This is a genomic window from Bacillus sp. S3 (assembly GCF_005154805.1).
Taxonomy (GTDB): domain Bacteria; phylum Bacillota; class Bacilli; order Bacillales; family Cytobacillaceae; genus Neobacillus.
The window spans coordinates 482,043-502,860 of sequence record NZ_CP039727.1; the positions used below are offsets into that span (position 1 = coordinate 482,043).

Sequence of the window (20,818 nt, forward strand, 5' to 3'; positions counted from 1 at the left end):
TCCACCAATCAATTCAATATTCAATCCATTAGGATATCCTATGCGGCGGAAGTAAAAGATCCGATAGTGATTACATACCGTAAGTATCAATATTGTTTTTCCCATTTTCCTGAGAAGATACCCAAAAATGTTATATGGTATCCGAATTTAAGTAAGAAAAAAAATACTTTTTAAATTATCTATTGCGGGAAGGGATCAATTAATCTTTTGGAAATTAACATTAGGATGAGAAATCAATTTATGAATTTATAGAGAAAAAGCTTTTTTGATTTAGGTTATTTAGCATCCAAAGAAATAATTTAATATAACTGGCAGTGTGCTCATTCATCTATCGGTAGGCGATTGGATAATGCAAAAAAGACGAAAAAAAATTGTTAGAGTTTCCCGTCAACCTCGCTCACGACTTACCATCGTGATGTCATCCCGTTAGAAGGGAATTAATTCCCCAGATTGATCCTAAATACTTCTTACATTTTTAGTTTTTAGGATTCAAACATCCCGTGCTCGTTGCAAATTGCAAGGTGGGTTGTGGTACGTTTCGTGGTGAAACGGTTGGTAAAGCGAGACCTGGGCGACTCAGAAGTGCATTTGATGCACTTGCTGGTACTACAAAATTACGGCGGCTCCAAACGCAAAACAGGAGTTTTCTATTAATGCAGAATTATACCCCTAAAGTGAAGGGTGAATTCTGGGCTTCACCACCACATATCAGGTTAGTGAACGTTCCTTTACATTCTGTATTCCCTTTTATATTTAAACGTAAAGAGATGTTTTTCCTTCGTTGTATAATTTTGTAATTAATTGTATTCTATTTATAGTAGACAATTACCTTCTGCATCATTATAAGGGGTGTCAAAATGTCAAAAAAACAGACGACAGTGCAGGAAAAAACGTCCGCGGATTCAAAAGCTATTGGCTTCGAATATCAGTATTTCTATTTTTTATATCAATTGTTGCAGTTACAAACTGGCCAAACAGTAGGGTATGAGGTAAAAGATGATGTACATATTGACAAGCCCGATGGAGATCAAATTTTAGTGCAGTTAAAACACTCTGTAGAAACAAGGGCAGATGGCAATATTATAAACTTAACAGAAAAAGATGAAGATCTATGGAAAACAATTTCAAATTGGATAAGTATTATTAATGATCCAGCGGAAAAAAGGTTATCTTTGGAATCGCAATTAGAGTTTATCAATAAAACTGATTTTCAGTTGGTAACTAATAAATCCAACTCAATAACAAATCTGTTCATTACTAAACTCGAAGAGTATCAAAGTGGGAAACTTAGCTTGGTAGAAATGAAAGCTTATTTAAAAGTGCTGAGTAATCCTAAGAAAGGTAAGGAATCTTCTAAAGTTGACACATACATATCCACACTGGAAAATCAGGATGAGAAATGGCTAGAAAGTTTTTTGAATAAACTGAGGATAGAGCATAACAAGGATGATTTAATTAATAGGATAAAATTAAGGATTAAAGAGAAAAATGTAAAAAGTTCACGTATAGATGATGTGTTTGTAGCTGTAAATTCACGTTTAAAAGAAATAATTTATGAAGATATTAAGGCTGGTAAAAAGGTTAAATTTACTTTCGATGAGTATGATAAACATTTTACTAGACTTTTTGAATTGGGAAGAAGTATAAAACTACCTATTATCTTAAGTAATAAAAGAGTTCCATTACCTGAAAATCCGCAAGATTACACGGTTATAAAACAATTACTCGATGTTCAAATTTTAAGCAAGTATGATGCGGACTATGAAGAGAACTTGGTAAATATTTTTACGAGTAAATATGAAATGCACAATCATCTATTACGTTGGTTGCAAAATAGTGAAATAACTGAAGATGTAAAACGAGAATTTGATGAGGAAACAAAAAGTCAATGGACAACTATTTTTAATAGTACTTACAGCAAGCTAAAAAGAAAACTTCGTGGAATGTCTATCGAAGAAATTGATAATGATGAGTTGTTGGACTTAGCAAGTCAGTGTTATTTTGAAACATTAAAATTAAAACTATCTATAGATGATACCCCGATAAATACTACTATGAGTTATGGGCAGTTGTATCTTTTATCGGATATTCCTGTTATAGGATGGGATTATCGTTGGAAAGAAAGGTTCGCAAAATGAGTAATTTAGAGGTAGAAGAAGCATCTGAGTCTAATAGTAACTATGTAAATATCTACAATAACGAATTACTAGGCTGCATAGGAGTATATTCTGTTATAAAGCATATTAAATCAATAAGCTCTGCAAAAGCACTTCTAATTCTTCCGTTTGTCTTTCAGAACGATTTAGTTAGTTATATTGGTAGATCGAATGTTCACATAAAAAGTATCGAACAATTGATCTTAAGGAAACCAGAATTAATATCAAACTTTAATGAACGATTTTACGCACTGTTAAGGGTTTCCGTTAATTCAATTTTAATGTTAAACGCATTAGGTTTTTTAGCAATTAGACCTAATGGGAAAATTGAATTGTTAGGTGAAGAAGATTTTATTCCAAGTTACGAAAAAAGGGTAATAGGTATAAGAGCTACTCAGATAGTTAAGGCATCGCCTAAAATAGCAAAATTATTAGAAGATAAAGTTGAAAATTTATACCTTCAATTAAGGGTGAAATTATGAAATTTTATATTAGTAAACTTGTACTGTGGCTAAAAAATGGTAAGGTACGTGAATTAGACTTTGAAACTAATAAGGTAAACGTAATTACTGGTGAGAGTGGTACAGGTAAATCAGAAATTATTAGTATTATTGATTATTGCTTTTTTGCCAGTAAAGTAGATATTACTGAGGAAAAAATTAATGAAAATGTAAATTGGTATGGCATTCGTTTTAAAATCAATGATAAAGTGTATACCATTGCCAGAGGTAGGATAAATCAAAGGAAGCTTTCTTCTAAGTACTATTTTTCCTCTTTAGGGGTAATACCTGAAACTCCTGTAGATAATATGCAGGAGAAAGACATTAAATCCATTATAGAGAAAGAGTTCAGTATTACAGATAAGACTGTTTTTCCCTTCGGTGGGAAAAAAATATTATTAGGAAGTAAAATATCCCCTAGATATTTTTTTATGTTTAACACACAATCCGGTGATGTTATAACGCATAGTGAAGTTTACTTTGATAAACAAAATGATGACAAATATAGGGAAGCTTTGACTAGAATTTTTGACTTAGCGGTTGGGATTGAAACAGAAGAAAATCTCAGTATAAAAGAAAAAATAGTGAATTTAAACAAAGAAATTAACGCTTTACAGAGAAAGCAATCAGTAATAGATAAAGAAATAAATGCATTTAATCAAGAAATCAGGTTGTTGGTCCAAAAAGCACAAAGCTATAACTTAATAGAATACAAGTCTTTTGAATTTAATGAAGCACTAACAAGATTTAAAGAGTTAACTAATAATTATAAAGAAGAAAACATTGATATCAATATAGATAAGATTAATGAGTTAAAGGTAAATAAAAATTCACTCATAAGAAAAGTGAGAAATTTAAGGAGATTTAAAAAAGAATATGAAGAGTATAGAAAGCTCGAGGCTGTTAATCTTGATAGTTTAAAACCAGTTATCGCGATTAAAGAGGCATATTACAGACTTATCGGATCACCCGAGGTTGATTTGTTTATTAATGCTTTAAACGAAGAATATTATGAAATTAAGAAAAATATTGAAGGTAAACCTCCATTCGATTTTAATATTGATGACAGAATTAAAGAGTATGAAAAGGATATTGAAAAAATTAATACTCTAATTAATGATATACCTTTGAATGAAGTGAAAACTAGAAACGAAATCGATAAGCTAATGTTTATTGGGGAACTAAAAGCTAAAATTTCTCTTTATGAATCACAGTGGGAAGATACAAATGATAAAGATCAAATAAAAAGCGAATTGGAAGAAAAGTTGTCTTTGAAAGATAAATTAGAAAAAGAGGTAGTTGATTATACAGAAAGAAAAGATGCCACTTTACGGCTTCTTGATGAAATAATTCAAAATTATTTAGATAAGAGTGCAGACGCTATTCCAACCTATAAAGGATACAAATCCTCATTTCAATATAAAGAAAAAAGTTTAAAACTCAAAGCACCAAAAGCTTTAATACCAAGTAAGGTTGGAAGCAGTTCCAATCATTTATTTTTACATTTATGTCTCTTTTTAGGATTGCAAGAGTTAGTTATTAGACAGCAATCACCCTATGTTCCTTACTGGTTGATAATTGACCAACCTAGTCGACCATATTTTGGAGAAGAGAATAAAAAAGAACAAAAAGAATGGAATGATGTCTTAAGTACAGACCGTTCAAAAATAAGAATTGCAATGCAACTGCTAAACAACTTTATTACTTATATAAATAACGAATTAGGGATGGACTTTCAAATTATAGTATTAGAACATATTCCAAAGTCTATATGGGAGGAAGCAAATTTAGAAAACTTTTATCTTGTCGATGACGAGTTTAGAAATGGAAATGCATTAATTAGGTTCGATAAAGGTGGAAATCCTTATTAATGGATACTTAGGTTAAATTGATTTCTTCTTAAAACCCTATAGAAAAATATTAGCCTAAAAACTTTAGGGGGAAATTTTAATTAAATGAAAGAATTAAGACGTATTGTTTTAAAAAATTCGGCACACGAGTTAATTAATCAATTAATAGGTAATAAAGAAATTGAACTTTTGGAAATATTCTCCTACCCAGAAGGGACAGCAATATGGGTATTAATGAATCGAGAAAAAAAACTGGACAAAAAAATTACTATTAAAGAGCCAGAAAAAGTTCGTAATCAAAGAAAAGCTATAGAGAGAACAAAATTATATTCGAACCATCGGTCTAAAATAAAAATGAATAAAAAGATAAACCAACTTTTGAATTCGGGTAGCAAAAATGACGATTTTGAACTGGAAAAGGAATTACATCGGATTGTATTGAATAAAAAAAGTCAAGATTTAATTATTCCATTGATAGAAAATAAAATAATTGAAGTTTTACAAGAGTTTAACAGCTATCCTGAAGGAAAGGTCTTTTGGATTTTAGTAAATCAAAAAACACTACACGAGAATCCATTTTTAAAAGGTATTAAAGAAAAAGAACCTCGCCGTAAAAATAGAATTGCTAAAGAAAAATTGGAACTTTTGAAAAAACAACCCAACCAAGGACCAGAAGAAATAAATAATAGGTTCAATATCCGAGGGGAGCTGAAAATAAAATATTTAAGCAAGGATAATCTAGGAACATTAAGCTTTTTGGAGTTTAATAAAAATAACAAGAACTTATTGGGGAAAATAACTAATAAGAATGGTATAGAAAAATCCTTTGTTTGTAAGAATTTAAAGTTTTATGGACTAGATACATTTAATATATATAAAGATAAACTGATTTCTTCAAATACTCAAAAAGTCTTATATGATGTTATAGATGTAGGAGTATTCGGTGAAGAAATTATTAATGTACGAGTGTATTCTGAGTTTGGAATTAGTAGCGAGTATAATGGAAAAATTGGCTTTAGGGACTCTAATAATAGCTGGGTGATTGAGCCAAAATTTGATATATGTACGTTAAAGGAGAGAAAGAACCTTGGATACTATATCTTTAATTCAGAAAATATAGCTAAAGTTCGTTTTGAAAAAAAAGATGGTTTAATTAATAAGGACGGTCAATATTTAGTTCCACCAATTTTTGATAGAATCCTAAGTCTAGAAAATATACCTCAAGTACCCTTTAGTAGAGAAGTAAACTTTATTTACCAGGAATCATATGTAAATGTTATGAATGACGGCTTTTTTGGTATTTATGATATTAGAAATAAAGAAGTTGTTGTCCCAGTTATTTTTGATAAGATTTTGGATGATTTTGGCAATAGTCAATCTTTTGTATGTGTAATGAAGGATAATTTTGTAGGTATTTATGATATAAAGAAACATCAGCCAGTTGTTATACCGCCAATTTTCAATAAAATTTTAACTCAAGAGGATTTCCCAGAAATACCTTTTAGCAAAGGCTCAAATTTTATTTATCAAGAATCATATGTTTTTGGAATTAAGGATCATCTTGTAGGTATTTATGATATTAATAAACAACAATTTATTTTAGAACCAGTTTATAAAGATATTACATACAATGAATTATCGTATTATACGTATGTATTTAAGTGTAATAGAGATAATACTTTTGACTTACTAAACGAAAACTTGCAATTGATCATTAATGATATTAATGATGTGGGTTATGATTCTGGTTGGTTTGAATCTGAAAGAGAAGAACAGGGACACTTTAGATCATTTTATATAGTAAATAAAAACGGCAAATATGGAATTATGGAATGTTTTAATCAATATATGCTGATTCCTTTTAACTATCAATACATTAATCAGCTAACAAGTTTTTTAAACGAAAACACAACTTTATTTGTAGCAAAGCACAATAATTTATACGGTGTAATTAATCATAGAAACGAAAAAATATTAAATTTTGAATATGACAGTATAATTGGGGCAAGTGGTGAAACTTTGAAACAAATTCAATATAAAGTAGTAAAAAGAGGAGAAACCCTATTGGTGGATTCGGATGGCAAAAAGATAATTTCAATTGATAAATTTGATAAGGATAAAATTAATTATGTGTTGTTCAGTGAAGGATTAGCGGCAGTCCAAAAAGGTGAAAAATGGGGCTACGTAAATTGTAACGAGGAATGGGTAATAAAACCACAATTTTTATGGGGAGCACCATTTAAAAATGGTCTGGCTAAAGTGAAGATTATAGCGAGCTTTTGTAACAGAGCTGATGGAATTATTGATAAAAATGGACATTTGATAGAAGGACCTACCTGTAATTGCCCTATACCAGATAGTAAAGGTAGATGGTATCTTTGATACAAATAAATATAAAGACTTTTTTCGTAATATCAAATTCCTATAATTACATAATCAATCCTAGTTGTTATTGAACGCTGGCTTTAGTAAAAATATATGCTGTTCTTTCAATTGTATTTTAGAAAATATGTCCCAAAAATATGTTTAAGTGAAAATGTTGATAAACCCACCAACATCCATTGTGTTGTCAATTACAGTCTACACATGTTGAGACGATTGCGCTGCTGCAGTTGAAATAAAGGATTAAACCCTCGAGAATGCAGATCTGATAGCTTTTTTGAGGGTTATTTTTATGTTTGGAAACGGATGGAGGAATTTTAGGTGCCCTTCTAGGGGATTTTGGGGTTTAGGTCGAGTGGGCAGGAATGGGATAAAGGCACGATGGGAGACACATCCTGAATTTGGTAATATGCTAGACCAGTACAGAGCAGTGCGGTTCGAAGATATACAGAGAACGCAAAACACATAACGGATTTTGATATTTATGTTAAAGACACTGGATCACATCAATGTTTTTGAAATTGGAAAAATGGTGGTCATCTTCATGGATTGGACGGAAATAGAATGCAATGGAGAACAGAAAGAATAGTGATAATGGCTGATTTGAATAGATTTTCAAATCAGCCTAATTTTGTTTATAAGAATACAATAGAAATTCATTTATTTTCTGATAATATTGTAATTAGTAGGGTTTACCAAGAAAAGGTATTATGTTGCTAAAAAAAATTTTGAGATAATTCATTTGGATATTAAACCCAAAAGTACTAAGGATAATGCGAACCAAAATGATTTGGCAAGAGATTGAAGATACACTATGAAATACAAATCATGGTTTTGTAATTAAAGAGGAGGGCACAAGGTTGAGCAGATTAATAGATAACAGTATTACAATATACGAAGCTTTACAGAACATAAAAGACGGAAAATATGTAATGCCTGCATTTCAAAGACAGTATGTTTGGAGCATGGAGCAGATAGAAAAGCTGTGGGACTCTATTCTGCTTGATTACCCAATTGCCACATTCCTGTTCTGGCACGTGGACGATGACAATGTGACCTGGGATACATACTTCTGCAACTTTCTGTCTGAGGTAACCTTTGATAGTAGAAAACAGGCAGACAGCGTAAATTATGATTTAAGTAATATTGATGTAAGGATTACAGATACAGCAGTACTTGATGGACAACAGAGATTAACATCCCTTTTCCTTTCCCTTTTGGGAAATTCATATATCCGCCAGAAACACGCAAGAAGAAATAATAACGGTGGATTGGTTACAAAGTTACTGATTGAACTGAATAAGAATAAGCTGACTGTTGATGAAGAGGAATACAATAGTAAAAAGTATGATATCAAATTCAGTGAGAAAGTTGGAAAACTGAGTCCGACACAGTTTGAAATTAAAAACATCCTAGATAAGAAATTTCAGGATGAAACAACAAGACCACAAGCTATTGAGGCGGCCATAGTTAATGTTCCGGCAGACAGCAAAGAGTATGCAAGGGAAATTCTGAATAAGCTGTACAATAAAATATTTGTGGAAAAGCTGATTCGCTTTACGGAAATTCAGGATATGAAGCAGGACGATGCTCTGGAAATGTTCGTAAGATTTAACAGCGGTGGTAAAGCGCTCCGCAAGTCTGAAATAACGATGTCTATTCTTGAGGCTTACTGGCCAAGTGCTAAGACTGAGTTTGGGAAGCTACTCGCTGATTCTTATGTCGGATTTGGATCTGATTTTATTATCCGTTCTGCTCTTATGCTTTATGGTGATGTTGTAAAATCTAATATTAGTAAGCAGATAGCAGAGGAACTTAAGAATAACTGGAATGAATTCAAAAAAGCATTTAAGAACTTGGAAATTGTGCTGAAAGGAATGAAGATAGAGGTCAGCCGCTTTTCAAGTAGCTGGAACGTACTACTTCCAATCGTCTATTTCATTTATTACAATCCTAATTATAATAACAATCTTGAGGGCATCCGTGCCTACTTGGTTAGAGCAGTGTTGTTCACCTATTTCCAATCTGGCACAACAGGGAAACTGCAACAGATGAAGAGCAGCATTAATAGCAATGATCAAGAAATCACGGTTGATATGCTTGAGCAGATGAATGACCTTAGAGTAACAGATGGCAAAATAGAAGACATTCTAAATACAGAAAAAGGAAGCAGAGTTGCAGGGGAGGCTTTATACTATTTGAGCCTTGATTGGACAAATAAAAATTTCAAGTATGAACAAGACCATCTCCATCCGTTTGATAGATTTGATGGCAGTAAGCCGATATCCGTTTCTATGGAAGATTGGAGACGATGGAGAGGCAACCGTAATAGACTCTCGAATTTACAACTTCTTGAAGGTAGAAGTAACGGTAGCAAAAATGCTATGCGCCTCGTTGATTATTACAATGATATGAATGATGAGCAAAAGGCAAAATTCTGCAAGGAGGCAATTATCCCGGATGGTGTTTCTTTTGAATTAGAGCATTTTGATGAATTCTATGAAAAGAGAAAAGCTATTTTGACAGAGAAAATTCGTGAGTTGTTAGGGTAAGAGAAGAAAGGAGTATGCAAGATGGATGTAAAGGCATGGGATGGACAACTTGATAACATTGCTATGCGATATAAATTTTCTTCCAATGAAATAAAAGAAAATAGTGCTGCTCCTGTTGTTATAGAAGATTTTTTATCTTTTGATAAAGAGATCAAAGCAGATAAGGTTGATTGCCTAGTTGCTGTGTCAAGTGGAATATTAACAGCTGCATTAGATGTACTTTGGGTTGGCGAGTTCTCATTGAGATATGCCCAGGATATTGGGACGGAGCAGATAAATAATCTTATAATTGAAATTGCGAAAAGCAATCTTGTTAAGAAATTTACAAATAAAGAATGCAAAAAAGACGATTTGAAAGGTTGTATTAAGTTCTTAGAAGACAATTTTCCTTTGGCATCAGATAAACTTACCAACGAATTTGGTGGTGGATTACAACATCATTTGCGTGATTTTTCGCACCATGCATCACCATTTGGATTGATATGTTCTATTCTTAATCAATTTACAGGAAAGGGATATGGAACAGATACCGATGGTAAAATTATAACTCCTGATATTCCTGAAACGGCTGCATTGGGAAAATCATTCGAGGAACGAGTGATGCTTGGTGTTGTGGGGTGGTTCCTCCATCTCGTTAGTGATATGGCTGGCTCAAGTGGAAGTTCAGGTAGAGGAACAGGAATACCAGGACCACTTTTGTCATTAGCGAAGGTGCTTTCAGCCACTCCTTTATTCAAGGAATTAAATGTCAAATATAAAGATGATGACATTGGATTTTCAGTTTGGATTTCAAAACTATTTAATGGTACGGCATTTGAGCATACTAACAATAAAGATTTGATTCGTTTTGATTTGCGTACGGAGATAGGTATTGGAAACTTTGCCGTTAAACAAGCGGTACCAGTTCTTATCAACCAATGCATTGTAAGAAGTTTTTACTTAGTAAGAAGATTAGCACACGAGTATTCTGAAAAGGAAATTTCTTCAATTTTAGATTTAAAACGCTTAGAACCAAGCCGTTTTATGCCTTTTAACAATCGTTGTATTACACGAATGATAACATTAGCAACAGGAACATTTTCTGTTGTTGATAGTGCAGATGCTGTGATTAGAGCTAAAATTAAAAATCCAAAAGATAATGCGAAAGTATTCTCTGATACATTGTTACGAATAAATTTTGCAGGTGTAGGGGCCTTTGTTTTATCTATAAAGAACGAAGTGAAGTATGTCGCTCAAGATGTTAAGGGTTTGATGAATAGAAAAACAAAAGCCGAAATGATACTTGAACAGCAGTCACAAATTGAAAAATTGATTCAAAATATTGATGTAGAGGTGCTTATGGATAATAGTGGTTTATATGAATACGCTTTTGATTGTATGTATAATCACGTAAAGAAATGCAAGGATGATATGTCTCAAGCACAAGAGGTAATGATGGCTATGCAGCGTTCGGTCTTAATTACGTCAGATAATAATTCGGAATTATATAGCAGAATTACTAGGAAGAGCACATATCCTTTGATGGTTGAAACTGAAAAGTTAATCATGCGATTATTTACATTAAATAATGTGACTTATAAACCTTTTGATGGTGATGAAAAATATAACAATATGCCTTCTTTTACAAGAATGGAAGATGGAAAACGTATAGCCTATATTTTTTCTACTAGCATAACAGAGAGAGTAATTAATTGGAAACAACTTAAAGAGAAGTATCAGCTTGATGGCATTAAGGTTATTGCACTTGTTGAATTGCAAGGGGAAACCGAAACAATAAATATCATAGTGAATCATGAAACCGCATTGACAGATGGTTTTGTAACATATGAAACCTTAAAAGATTTATTTGCACTGTTGGGCGAGAACGAATATGGTGTTTATAAAGAGTATGCTACAAGATTTAATAATTCAATAAGAGAACTTATTGGATACAGCACGGTTACTATACCATCAAAGGATATGATGGACGCCTTTAAAAAGAATACTTTGGATATGATAAAGGCAATTGATTACAAAAAGTATGTGCCGGATTTACGAGACCAGCAGATAGAGATTATTAATCGTAATTATTTTGAACGTGAGCTTAATAGAGCAGTTCTCGGTGATTCGGATTTGGCTGAAAGTTTCCTAAGTGCTGAGTGGTATTATTCTATGCACACTACAACAAGTGGCTTAGAACAAACCGCAATTGTTGCAGGGTATCTAAAAGCTGTCGAACAGCTCTTGTACAAAATAGTTAGACTTTCAATTAATACAGGAAAAGATATCAAGAAGAAAGGCAACCGTGATTATATTGAATACTCGGATGTGAATGAATCTGATGCAGATATTACGCTCGCAAGTCTAATTGGTTATGTGAAACATTACCAAGATTTATGGGATGTTAATAAATTTGCTAGATATTACATTACCGATAAGCTGACAGAGTATAGGATAAAATATAGAAATGACCATTTCCACAAGGACAATGTTTATGAACTAAAAGAGATTGAAGAAATCAGAGATCAGACTTTACTTGCTTTCTATTTGATCCTTGGCGCTTGCTCAATTACGGATGATGAACTGCCAAGCTTCAATCCATATTGTGATAAGTCTGAAATCCAGGAAACATTAAAATATGAAGAATTAGAAAAGTGGCTTGATAGAATTCTAGGAGGAGATACCCTTCTCGATGAACATATTCCAATTTACTTTAAGTTTAGGTATGGTCAATACCGCTGTGAGTTGCAGTTCAATACTGTAAGTGGTTTTACTAATAACTATCCGGATGATATGAAATATCCTTATGTTTGTGATTCGTTATATTGGCCAGCGTTACTTGAAAAAGATGAGGCTGAGATTGAAGTGATTCAGTTTATAAAAGGATATCTTGAAAATGGAAAGTATGCTGCAAAATTAAAACAACATAAGATGGTATCTGTTGGCCATTTCGGGCACCCACAAATTGTGTATGAAAAGCAATAATCAAACACATTTACTCGTACCGACAAGGCATTTTTCAAAGGTCGTTTACGCAGTAATGTGCTAAAAACAGCTCAAAAGTGACTATGATATATTTAGTCAAACGGTTGGGGGTGTATCCAATAGTTTGCTATCTCATCGGGCCAAATGGAAACGGGACTGTTGATGGTCGATATATTCCCGCCTACCGATAGTGTAAAAAATGCCGTGGATATGTTTCCAAGAACGGATTGGCTCGAAAGACATTCATTCTGTCCTTTCAAGCCATGTGGAAGTGATTACGAAAATTATATTAAGGATGAATTTCAGATCAGTTTTGGAAGGGGATTTATTTGTGTTTTGATACATTAAAATATACCTTCAGACATCCAAAAAAACATAGTGGAAAAAGTATTAGTATTTTATACTCTACTTGCTAAATTTCGAGGGGTGACAATCACTGAAATCAATATATATTGGCGTGTAAATGTACAAAAGTATTTCACTGTTGAAAAGTACATAAGAAAATTATTAATTTTTGAAACTAAGTGATCCAGTCTTTTTCTTTTGCGAAGAGGTAAAATGAAAATAATAGGGGAGGTAGAATATGGATAAAACGTTACTCGAGCATTTACTTGATCAAACCGAGAGTGAACATTTAGATTTTAAAAAAGGGCTATATGTAAAAGCAAATTACGATAGTTTATTAAAAGATGTAATTGCCATGGCGAATGCTAAAGTTAATGGATCACGATACATTATATTTGGTGTGAAAGAATCAGCTCAACAAGAAAAAGAGCTTTATAATATTACAGAGCCAATTGATGCAGCGACTTATCAAGAATTAGTATTCGAAAACATTGAGCCACAGTTAGATTGTCAGCTTCATTACCTCACATATAAAAATCACTTGTTGGCTGTACTTGAAATTAGAGATCCAAAAAGCCAACCCTACTTACTAAAAAAAGACTTTAATAAATTACATAAAGGCTTTTGTTATATTCGGCGAGGAAGTAAAAATGATTTTGCTACAAGAACAGATTTCGATTATTTCTATAAGCAAGGTCAATTTGAAATTCATATTCTTGATGGATACTTACGAGCTGTTGATTCAGAGAGTGGTTGTGCCTCCCTCGAATGTTCTTTTAGAAACTGTACCGATTTCCCAATTACGGTTTATAAGGGGTATTTAGAAGTGTGGGACACACAAAAATTACGTACTCATCATCGTCTCTTTGGACATTCCCATCATATACCAGGTGCAGACTATCGCTTGGAGATTCCTCCAAAATCTGAAATAGTAAATGATTTTAGATTTGGCTTTGAATCTAGTGATTGTCTTCGTTTAGAAATGGACGAATACGGTCATTCTGATTTAGATTTGAATTTTAAATTATATCTACTGGATACATTAGGAAATGAATATGTAGGTAGGGCACAAGATTGTATTGTTTTTGCTAAAGGTAAATTTTTATGGAAAATAAAAAATTAGAAAAATAGTAGTCGCCTGAACAGAAAAACGGCAGTCCCTTATATTCTTAATCCTGATTCGATTGTATAATCAATACAAATCTAGGCTGGATCCAGTAGTGATTCAGTCTTTTTATTAAGCTCAATGCTTTTTTAATCTTCTGTTTAAAGGTTTATATTGTGTTCAATTGTTAACCAGAACGATTTCTATTTAGTTAGGAAGACCTCTGGAATAGGAGACCCACAGGGACAGGTACCTCGGTCCAAGTCATGAGCAATCAATCTTAAGAAATCACACTTTTGGGGATTTCTGTAATCCACAATATCTGCATATGTGTTATAGCTTTTATCCCCTTGAGCGAAGGTTCCTGTCCCCATGGCACTTTTGCTACAAGGGTTAATTATACGTATATACTGTGAAAGTTAGATTAATCTCACAAACTTCTCATATGTTGCCACATACACTCTGGACTTTGTGAGGCAGCTGACAAGAATATTATAGAAAGTAGAAGCTTGATTAAGTTCTGGTTTTTGTTCCTTTTAACAGACAATTTTATTAAATGGTTTAATATTAGGAGTAAGGTTAACCCTTGCATAAGTAAGAAAAGTTTGTAAAAAGAACCACCTAGAACCTAGATGACAGCGTTTTAGGTGGTTTTAAATATATTTGTCATTGCTTTTGCCATTTACGTCCTTTTTCTTGTGTTGGTGGAAGCCTATCTCCAGGTCCAATTTCAACTACCCGAGGTTTACTAACTTCACCACCTCTAGGGCCTACTTCTTTATATTTTCCTGGTGGTTGATTATCCGTTCCAGGCTTTTTTAAGTCGCTCATAGATTACCACCTCCTTTGTAATCATTATACCAATTTTTGTTATAATTGAAGCTGCAAGTTAAGGTTTAACTGACAACCTAGTATAACTAGGGATGACAAGAACCTTTCATATTTGAAGATTAATATAAATTGGTAACTACAAAAGTGATAAAAGATTCCTAATTTGACGTTATAAGTAAATTTAATTGCTATTTTTTAAACAATTTCACTATCAAATTTGTGTACGAATGGTACTACAATTTCAAAAAAATACTTTTTATCCCAACTTACGAGCCCGTAAAAATAACGCCGTAGTAACTAATGATCCATAAGTTAAGGTTGAGCTTTAAAAGTAAATAGAATAGAAGGTGAAGTAAATGGTAGAAAAAAAGTGCTATTGGTGTGAAACTGAATCAGTTTCTATGGAACACGTTCCACCTAGATGTTTGTTTCCATGTATATTGCCACTCAAAAGTGCCACCTCTGCCATTTTTCAGAGCCACTTCTGACAGATTTCAGTGCCACCTCTGCCATAGCCAGTGCCACCTCCTGTATAATGAATTTGCACACTATTGTGCAAATTCATTATACAGGAGGTTTTTTTGTGATCAAATACCGTGAAATTCTGAGATTGAACGACCAAGGTCTCAGTAACCGCAGTATTGCGTCTAGTTGCGGTTGTTCTCGCAATACTGTTAATAATGTGATAAAAAGGGCTGATGAATTACAGGTTTCCTGGCCGCTTAAGGGTGACTTCACTGACACTGACCTTCAGAATGTACTCTATCCGGAAAAAGGTAAGTCGGATTTGAGGAAGCAGCCTGACTGTGAGCACATCCACAAAGAAATGGCCAAAAGTGGTGTTACTCTTTCCCTGTTATGGCATGAGTATTCTGAAGCATGTAGGCAACGGAGGGAAATTCCCTATAGTTACCGCCAGTTTTGCCGCTTCTATCATAATTATGCGACCGTATCCAAGGCAACGATGCGGATTAAGAGGAAGCCAGGAGAAATCATGGAGGTCGATTGGGCCGGCCAAACTGCATTTCTAAAGGATTCCCTTACAGGCGAATCCATTCCTGCGTATGTATTTATAGCTGCACTTCCGTGCAGTCAATATTCTTATGTGGAAGCCTTTGTGTCCATGGACACCGCCAGTTGGATTACCGCTCACCTCCACGCTTTTGACTTTTTCGGTGGAGTTACCCAAATGATTGTCCCTGATAATTTAAAAACAGGGGTTGTTAAAGCATCTTCTACGGATCCAGTCATTAACCGAACATATCAGGAGATGGCGGAACATTATCATACAGCTATCATGCCTGCGAGGGTAAGGCAACCAAAGGACAAAGCGAATGTGGAACGGACTGTGGGGATTATTTCAACCTGGATTATCGCTTCCCTACGGAATGAAACATTCTTTACCCTAAATGAATTGAACAAGGCAATCAAGGAAAAATTGGCTGAGTTCAACCAGAAGGATTTTCAAAAGAAAAGCGGAAGCAGGCAAACTGCCTTCATGGAGGAAGAGAAGTTCGCGCTCCTTCCGTTACCTGGTTCTCCGTACGAGTTGGCAACTTGGAAGAAGGCAACCGTACAATATGATTATCACATAATAGTGGATAAAATGTATTACTCGGTTCCCTATGAATTTATCAAATACGAGGTCGATGTAAGGATAACCCGAAAAATCATAGAAATATTTTATAAGAATTTCAGAATTGCATCCCATATGAGGCTAGAGGGAAAGGATGGGCAGCTCTCTACTATTCCGGAACATATGCCGATTCAGCACAAGCAGTATCTTGATTTCAATCGGGACTATTTCTTGAAATGGGCTGAAGCAGTTGGTCCCAATTCATTGGCGATGGTTAATGCACTTTTAAATTCCTATAAGGTAGAAAAACAGGCATTGAAGTCATGCATGGGGCTGACCAAACTGGCCGATCAATATTCCATTGAACGTCTAGAATCTGCTTGTAAACGGGCATTCTCATATTCGCCAAGGCCTAATCTTAATAGTATTAAAACCATTTTAAAGACCGGACAGGATAAATTGAATACTTCTGCCACTCGAACTACTGATGTTGATAAAGTCGACCAAGACTTTACGCATGGTTTTGTAAGAGGCGCAGCCTACTATGGGAGGAAAGATAAATGACAACCGAAAGCACATTAACCAAATTACACGAAATGCGTTTAAGTGCAATGGCAGAACAATTCCATGAACAACTGCGGAATGAACAGTTCAACGAGCTCCCCTTCGAAGACAGATTCGCTTTGATTGTCGACATCGAATGGTCACGCCGCAAAAACAATAAGCTAGATCGGATCATCAAGGGGGCTAACTTCCGTTATCCCCAAGCCTGCATAGAAGATATTGAGTACCACGCAGACCGGAGGCTCGATAAGACTCAAATCCTTAGGCTTGCATCTGGTGATTATATTCAGGGGAAACACAATTTAATCATCAAAGGTGCATCAGGGAACGGCAAGTCCTATCTTGCCTGCGCGTTTGGAATTGCCGCATGTCGCCAGTTTTACACAGTTAAATATGTCCGTCTTCCCGATTTACTTGAGGAACTGGCTATTGCTCGAGGCGAGGGAAACTATAAGAAAGTAATGAAGGCATATAAGAAAGCGGATCTGCTTATTTTGGATGAATGGCTACTTACTTCCCTTAGGGAAAATGAGGCGCGTGACCTTTTGGAAATAGTAGAATCGCGCCATCAGGTCGCCTCTACTATTTTCTGTTCTCAATTCGATATTCAAGGATGGTATGAAAAGATTGGAGAGGGTACCCTCGCAGATGCCATTCTCGATAGGATTATCCATGATTCATATAATATATTCATAGATGGGGAAACGTCTATGAGGGAAAGACATGGAATAAAAGAATAGACTTCTGACACCACTACCGCAAGGTAGGTTGGGATTCTTTAAAAAAATCCCCCTACCAGTTTAGTTAGGTAGGGGGAATTAAAAATATTGGATAATTATATTTCTCTTAGTGACCGGTTCTCCAGCCTCTAATTCTTTAATTCTATGCCTTAACTCATCTATCTCTTCTAACAGCTGCGCATTTTTAGTTTTCTCATCTATTCCTCTTTCATAAACGGTACCACTTCATCAATAATCCTCTGTTTCGTTTAATGTATTATATCCGGAATTGGTAAGTTGGGCAAAAGGTCATGGCACTCAAGATGGCAAGAGTGGCACTCAATTTTGTCACAGGCGGCACTAAAATTTGGCACTAGTGGCACTTTTTAATGGCAATATACATTCCAGAAGATAAGGATGTAAAACGTATATTTAATAAGACTTATAGACAACATTTAATTACCGTTCCATCATGTGATGAACATAACTTACGTAAATCAAATTTAGATGAATATTTAATGGTAACTTTGTCGGGTAAAGTTGGGAATAATGGTTTAGCTTATGTGCAAACACTAACTAAAATTGAAAGAAGTAGAAAGCGGAATAGTAAATTACTAGATATTGAAAGTGGTGAAATTATAAAACTCAAAGATAAGGAATTCCCTGTATTATGGATAAATGTTGATACTCAAAAGTTAAATTACTCATTTGAATCTATAGCACGAGGACTGTATTACCACGAGAATAACAAATCATTTATTGGTGAGATTACAATTGTTTCAAAATTATTTAATCACCCAGATGATCCAGAGGGTACAGAATTTAATATAAGAGCATCTAAAATGATTGAAAGTGAAAGAATGCATTGGAATACTGAAGTAAAAGGGGGAAATAAGGAGGTTTTTTCATATCAGTTTAGTCCAATTGATGATTTTAAAACTCAAACACTTGCTTTAAATTTTTTTGAAGGCATTGATGTCTATATTATTTTAAATGATTTAAATGAAAAAGATTTCAAAGAAGCGAAGTTGAAATTATCTTTTCTAAATAAAGTATTTTTTGGAGATTTACAATTAAAATACGAACCATAGAGATATTAGTTACTTAATCTGTAGCTTAATGTAAACGATAAACTAGAATCAACAGTATTCCACAAATAAGGATGGTTCTTACGTCATTTTGGTGAATGTTTGTAGCCCTAAGTAAAAGTGTTACCTTCGGTAAAAAAATGTTATATTAATCAAGTTTTAACCCTGGAAACGTAAGCGATTTAACAACACCGTTGGTTCTTACGTCTTTTTGGTGAATGTTTGTAGCCCTAAGTAAAAGTGTTACCTTCGGTAAAAAAATGTTATATTAATCAAGTTTTAACCCTGGAAACGTAAGCGATTTAACAACACCGTTATACCTGCACGTCCATACATCATCCGTTTGATATTTTTCAACTTATTTATGGTTCCTTCAGTTTTCCCGTTTGACCAAGGTAATGTTATAGCGTAATAAACAGCCTTAATGTCACCTCTGATGCCATTAAGGAAGGTTTGGAAATAAGTAAATGGTGAGTGCTTATGTTCAATCAGCCATTTTCTAAGGCCGGATGAATGTTTTTCCTCAAAAAGGCTCCTAAAGGATTGAATGAATTCGCTAATTTCCATTAACGATGGGAACGTTTTTAGAAGGTTGGGATACAAGGATTTAAATGCTTTCTTATGGTTCTGTACGTCCTTATCCCAAAGGATCCGGATGATTGCCTGTTGAAGATTCAGTGTCTGTGGCTTTTTATTTCGGATATCCCGGCGTTCGTCCGCAATCATGTAATTTAGTGTGTTGCGATGTCCACCAAACCCTGCTTTCCTGCACGCAGCCTCTATCTCATCACCCTTTGATCCATCTGCGATCATGTTACGGATAAGGGGAAGATATCGGTCATATAAAGAAGTTCGTTTAAGGGACGGTTTCGATGTCGTAGCTAAATCCTTATAAACGGTATTACGGGAAATACCTAGCTGCTTTGCGATCGCTGTGATGCTCTTGCCTTCTTTCTGAAGGCGCCGGGCATTTTGAATTCTCTTCCAAACGTTTTCTTCGTGTTCCACCAAAGGCTGGAGCCGTTTTGGCAAAGGGCGTGATGAACTGCATTGTTGGACATTTGAGTCTTGACCAGTCGGTTTCCATCTTGGCGGCACAATAGACTTAATCGTCTTCTTAACTGCGTCAAAAAGATGCTGGAGGATATGCCAACGATCACCAACTTGCTTGATTTTTGGTGACGCTTCCTCTGCCGCATTTTTATATGCATGGGCACGATCTCTTGTAATCAGTTGAATTTCAGGATGTTTGATGAGCCAGCTCCTTACTGACTCTTTGTCTCGGTTTGGTAAAAAATCAAGGATATCACCTGTTTGTAGGTCTATGAAGATCGTGCCATACCGTTTTCTTTTCTTAAAAGCAAAATCATCAATGCCCACGAAAGGGACACTCCCTTGGCTGAACCGGTTCTTCCTTTTTAATCCGGTACAGAATGGCATCATGGCTTATCGAAATGCGCATTTTTCGGCAGATTTTTTCAGCGGCCAGGCAATTATTAGTGAATCCCACATGACGAATCAGGTTTTCCAGCCTGTTTGTTTTTCTGGCGGAAGGGCTTAACCAGTTCAAACGTTCGGTGAATACTTTAACCTTACAGTCTTTGTTACCACAAAACCATTTGTGCAATAGAACGGTTATATGAACCGAATGACCTGAGACCGGAAGGTCATCGACTTTCCTAGCATATTGGCTGTGCTGTCGAGACGATACATGTTTGCATTCTGGGCATTGTGCATGTTTTGAACATATCTTTAACACGGCATACATTGCATCCGGTTCCATTATGGTATAAAGGACTTCAACGTTTTGGTCGAACTTGAAAAGTTCATTGAAGTTTGAAATGACCATTGTAACCACCGCCCTTTGAGTATTAGTATTGCTATACCCGAAAAGCAGTAAAAAATGCTTTCACCATGTTTGCGTAAGAACCAATCTTATTTACTAAAAACTGTTGATTTCTACTTGACGGTTACACTTAATTGGTTAAGAAAATATTCGATCATCAGATTAAAGCTAAGATATTCATAATTGAGCAAGATGTTATCCCTCCTCCTCCTCTGTATATTCCTCTTACTTTACAATACATATTGGAAGCATTATTGTAAGACATATAAAAGAAAGAAAATAGTATACTTCATTGGCGAAGGTGGGGCAGTTAGGCTTATTTAAGGAAGCAAATATAATT

General features: G+C 34.5%; 13 protein-coding genes. 10 read left to right on the forward strand and 3 right to left on the reverse strand.

What is annotated here, in order from left to right; translation table 11 throughout:
• Nucleotides 1-857: 857 nt before the first annotated feature.
• The 7 genes from FAY30_RS02305 (at nt 858) to FAY30_RS02340 (ending at nt 13,872) form a co-directional block, all read left to right on the forward strand.
• Entirely contained in the window at nt 858-2,138 is a 1,281-nt protein-coding gene (locus FAY30_RS02305; RefSeq protein ID WP_149868375.1) for a hypothetical protein, read from the forward strand.
• Nucleotides 2,114-2,638, forward strand: a complete 525-nt coding sequence (locus FAY30_RS02310; RefSeq protein ID WP_149868376.1) for a three component ABC system middle component — start codon at nt 2,114-2,116, stop codon at nt 2,636-2,638. Before FAY30_RS02305 ends, FAY30_RS02310 begins: the two co-directional genes overlap by 25 nt.
• A complete protein-coding gene (locus FAY30_RS02315; RefSeq protein WP_149868377.1) occupies nt 2,635-4,527 on the forward strand; it encodes a DUF3732 domain-containing protein in 1,893 nt (630 codons plus the stop codon). The genes FAY30_RS02310 and FAY30_RS02315 overlap by 4 nt, the downstream gene beginning before the upstream one ends.
• A gap of 84 nt (nt 4,528-4,611) precedes the next feature.
• Complete coding sequence (locus FAY30_RS02320; RefSeq protein ID WP_149868378.1) at nt 4,612-6,888, forward strand: WG repeat-containing protein; 2,277 nt, start codon at nt 4,612-4,614, stop codon at nt 6,886-6,888.
• Nucleotides 6,889-7,748: 860 nt separating this feature from the next.
• Nucleotides 7,749-9,440, forward strand: a complete 1,692-nt coding sequence (locus tag FAY30_RS02325) for a DUF262 domain-containing protein (protein WP_149868379.1) — start codon at nt 7,749-7,751, stop codon at nt 9,438-9,440.
• A 21-nt stretch (nt 9,441-9,461) separates the two neighbouring features.
• Nucleotides 9,462-12,404: a hypothetical protein gene (locus tag FAY30_RS02330; RefSeq protein WP_149868380.1), complete on the forward strand. Its 2,943-nt coding sequence runs from the start codon at nt 9,462-9,464 to the stop codon at nt 12,402-12,404.
• 583 nt (nt 12,405-12,987) lie between these two features.
• The gene (locus FAY30_RS02340; protein WP_149868381.1) at nt 12,988-13,872 is read left to right on the forward strand and encodes an AlbA family DNA-binding domain-containing protein; all 885 of its coding nucleotides are present in this window, start codon (nt 12,988-12,990) and stop codon (nt 13,870-13,872) included.
• A 648-nt stretch (nt 13,873-14,520) separates the two neighbouring features.
• Here the strand turns inward: FAY30_RS02340 and FAY30_RS02345 are convergent.
• Nucleotides 14,521-14,685: a YjzC family protein gene (locus FAY30_RS02345; protein WP_149868382.1), complete on the reverse strand. Its 165-nt coding sequence runs from the start codon at nt 14,683-14,685 to the stop codon at nt 14,521-14,523.
• A 583-nt stretch (nt 14,686-15,268) separates the two neighbouring features.
• Between FAY30_RS02345 and istA the strand changes: the two genes are divergently transcribed.
• The 3 genes from istA to FAY30_RS02360 all read left to right on the forward strand — a co-directional run bounded on the left by istA (nt 15,269) and on the right by FAY30_RS02360 (nt 18,635).
• On the forward strand, nt 15,269-16,825 hold the full coding sequence (gene istA, locus FAY30_RS02350) for an IS21 family transposase (RefSeq protein ID WP_149868383.1): 1,557 nt from the start codon (nt 15,269-15,271) through the stop codon (nt 16,823-16,825).
• Nucleotides 16,822-17,565 (forward strand): IS21-like element helper ATPase IstB, encoded by a 744-nt coding sequence (istB, locus tag FAY30_RS02355; protein WP_149868384.1) that lies wholly within the window; start codon nt 16,822-16,824, stop codon nt 17,563-17,565. The genes istA and istB overlap by 4 nt, the downstream gene beginning before the upstream one ends.
• Before the next feature lie 368 nt (nt 17,566-17,933).
• Nucleotides 17,934-18,635: a hypothetical protein gene (locus FAY30_RS02360; RefSeq protein ID WP_149868385.1), complete on the forward strand. Its 702-nt coding sequence runs from the start codon at nt 17,934-17,936 to the stop codon at nt 18,633-18,635.
• Between the two features lie 276 nt (nt 18,636-18,911).
• Here FAY30_RS02360 and FAY30_RS02365 read toward each other — a convergent pair whose 3' ends face one another.
• Both FAY30_RS02365 and FAY30_RS27055 read right to left on the reverse strand, forming a co-directional pair.
• On the reverse strand, nt 18,912-20,012 hold the full coding sequence (locus FAY30_RS02365) for an ISL3 family transposase (protein WP_190284793.1): 1,101 nt from the start codon (nt 20,010-20,012) through the stop codon (nt 18,912-18,914).
• Nucleotides 20,002-20,481, reverse strand: coding sequence for a transposase family protein (locus tag FAY30_RS27055; RefSeq protein WP_149872165.1), 480 nt, complete (start codon nt 20,479-20,481; stop codon nt 20,002-20,004). The genes FAY30_RS02365 and FAY30_RS27055 overlap by 11 nt, the downstream gene beginning before the upstream one ends.
• Between the last annotated feature and the right edge of the window lie 337 nt (nt 20,482-20,818).

What these genes read in the sequence shown, in the direction of transcription:
- FAY30_RS02320 (WP_149868378.1), top strand. Translation starts at nt 4,612, where the DNA reads ATGAAAGAATTAAGACGTATTGTTTTAAAAAATTCGGCACACGAGTTA.
- FAY30_RS27055 (WP_149872165.1), bottom strand. Translation starts at nt 20,481, where the DNA reads ATGGTCATTTCAAACTTCAATGAACTTTTCAAGTTCGACCAAAACGTT.
- FAY30_RS02360 (WP_149868385.1), top strand. Translation starts at nt 17,934, where the DNA reads ATGGCAATATACATTCCAGAAGATAAGGATGTAAAACGTATATTTAAT.
- FAY30_RS02330 (WP_149868380.1), top strand. Translation starts at nt 9,462, where the DNA reads ATGGATGTAAAGGCATGGGATGGACAACTTGATAACATTGCTATGCGA.
- FAY30_RS02315 (WP_149868377.1), top strand. Translation starts at nt 2,635, where the DNA reads ATGAAATTTTATATTAGTAAACTTGTACTGTGGCTAAAAAATGGTAAG.
- FAY30_RS02305 (WP_149868375.1), top strand. Translation starts at nt 858, where the DNA reads ATGTCAAAAAAACAGACGACAGTGCAGGAAAAAACGTCCGCGGATTCA.
- FAY30_RS02340 (WP_149868381.1), top strand. Translation starts at nt 12,988, where the DNA reads ATGGATAAAACGTTACTCGAGCATTTACTTGATCAAACCGAGAGTGAA.
- FAY30_RS02345 (WP_149868382.1), bottom strand. Translation starts at nt 14,685, where the DNA reads ATGAGCGACTTAAAAAAGCCTGGAACGGATAATCAACCACCAGGAAAA.
- istB (WP_149868384.1), top strand. Translation starts at nt 16,822, where the DNA reads ATGACAACCGAAAGCACATTAACCAAATTACACGAAATGCGTTTAAGT.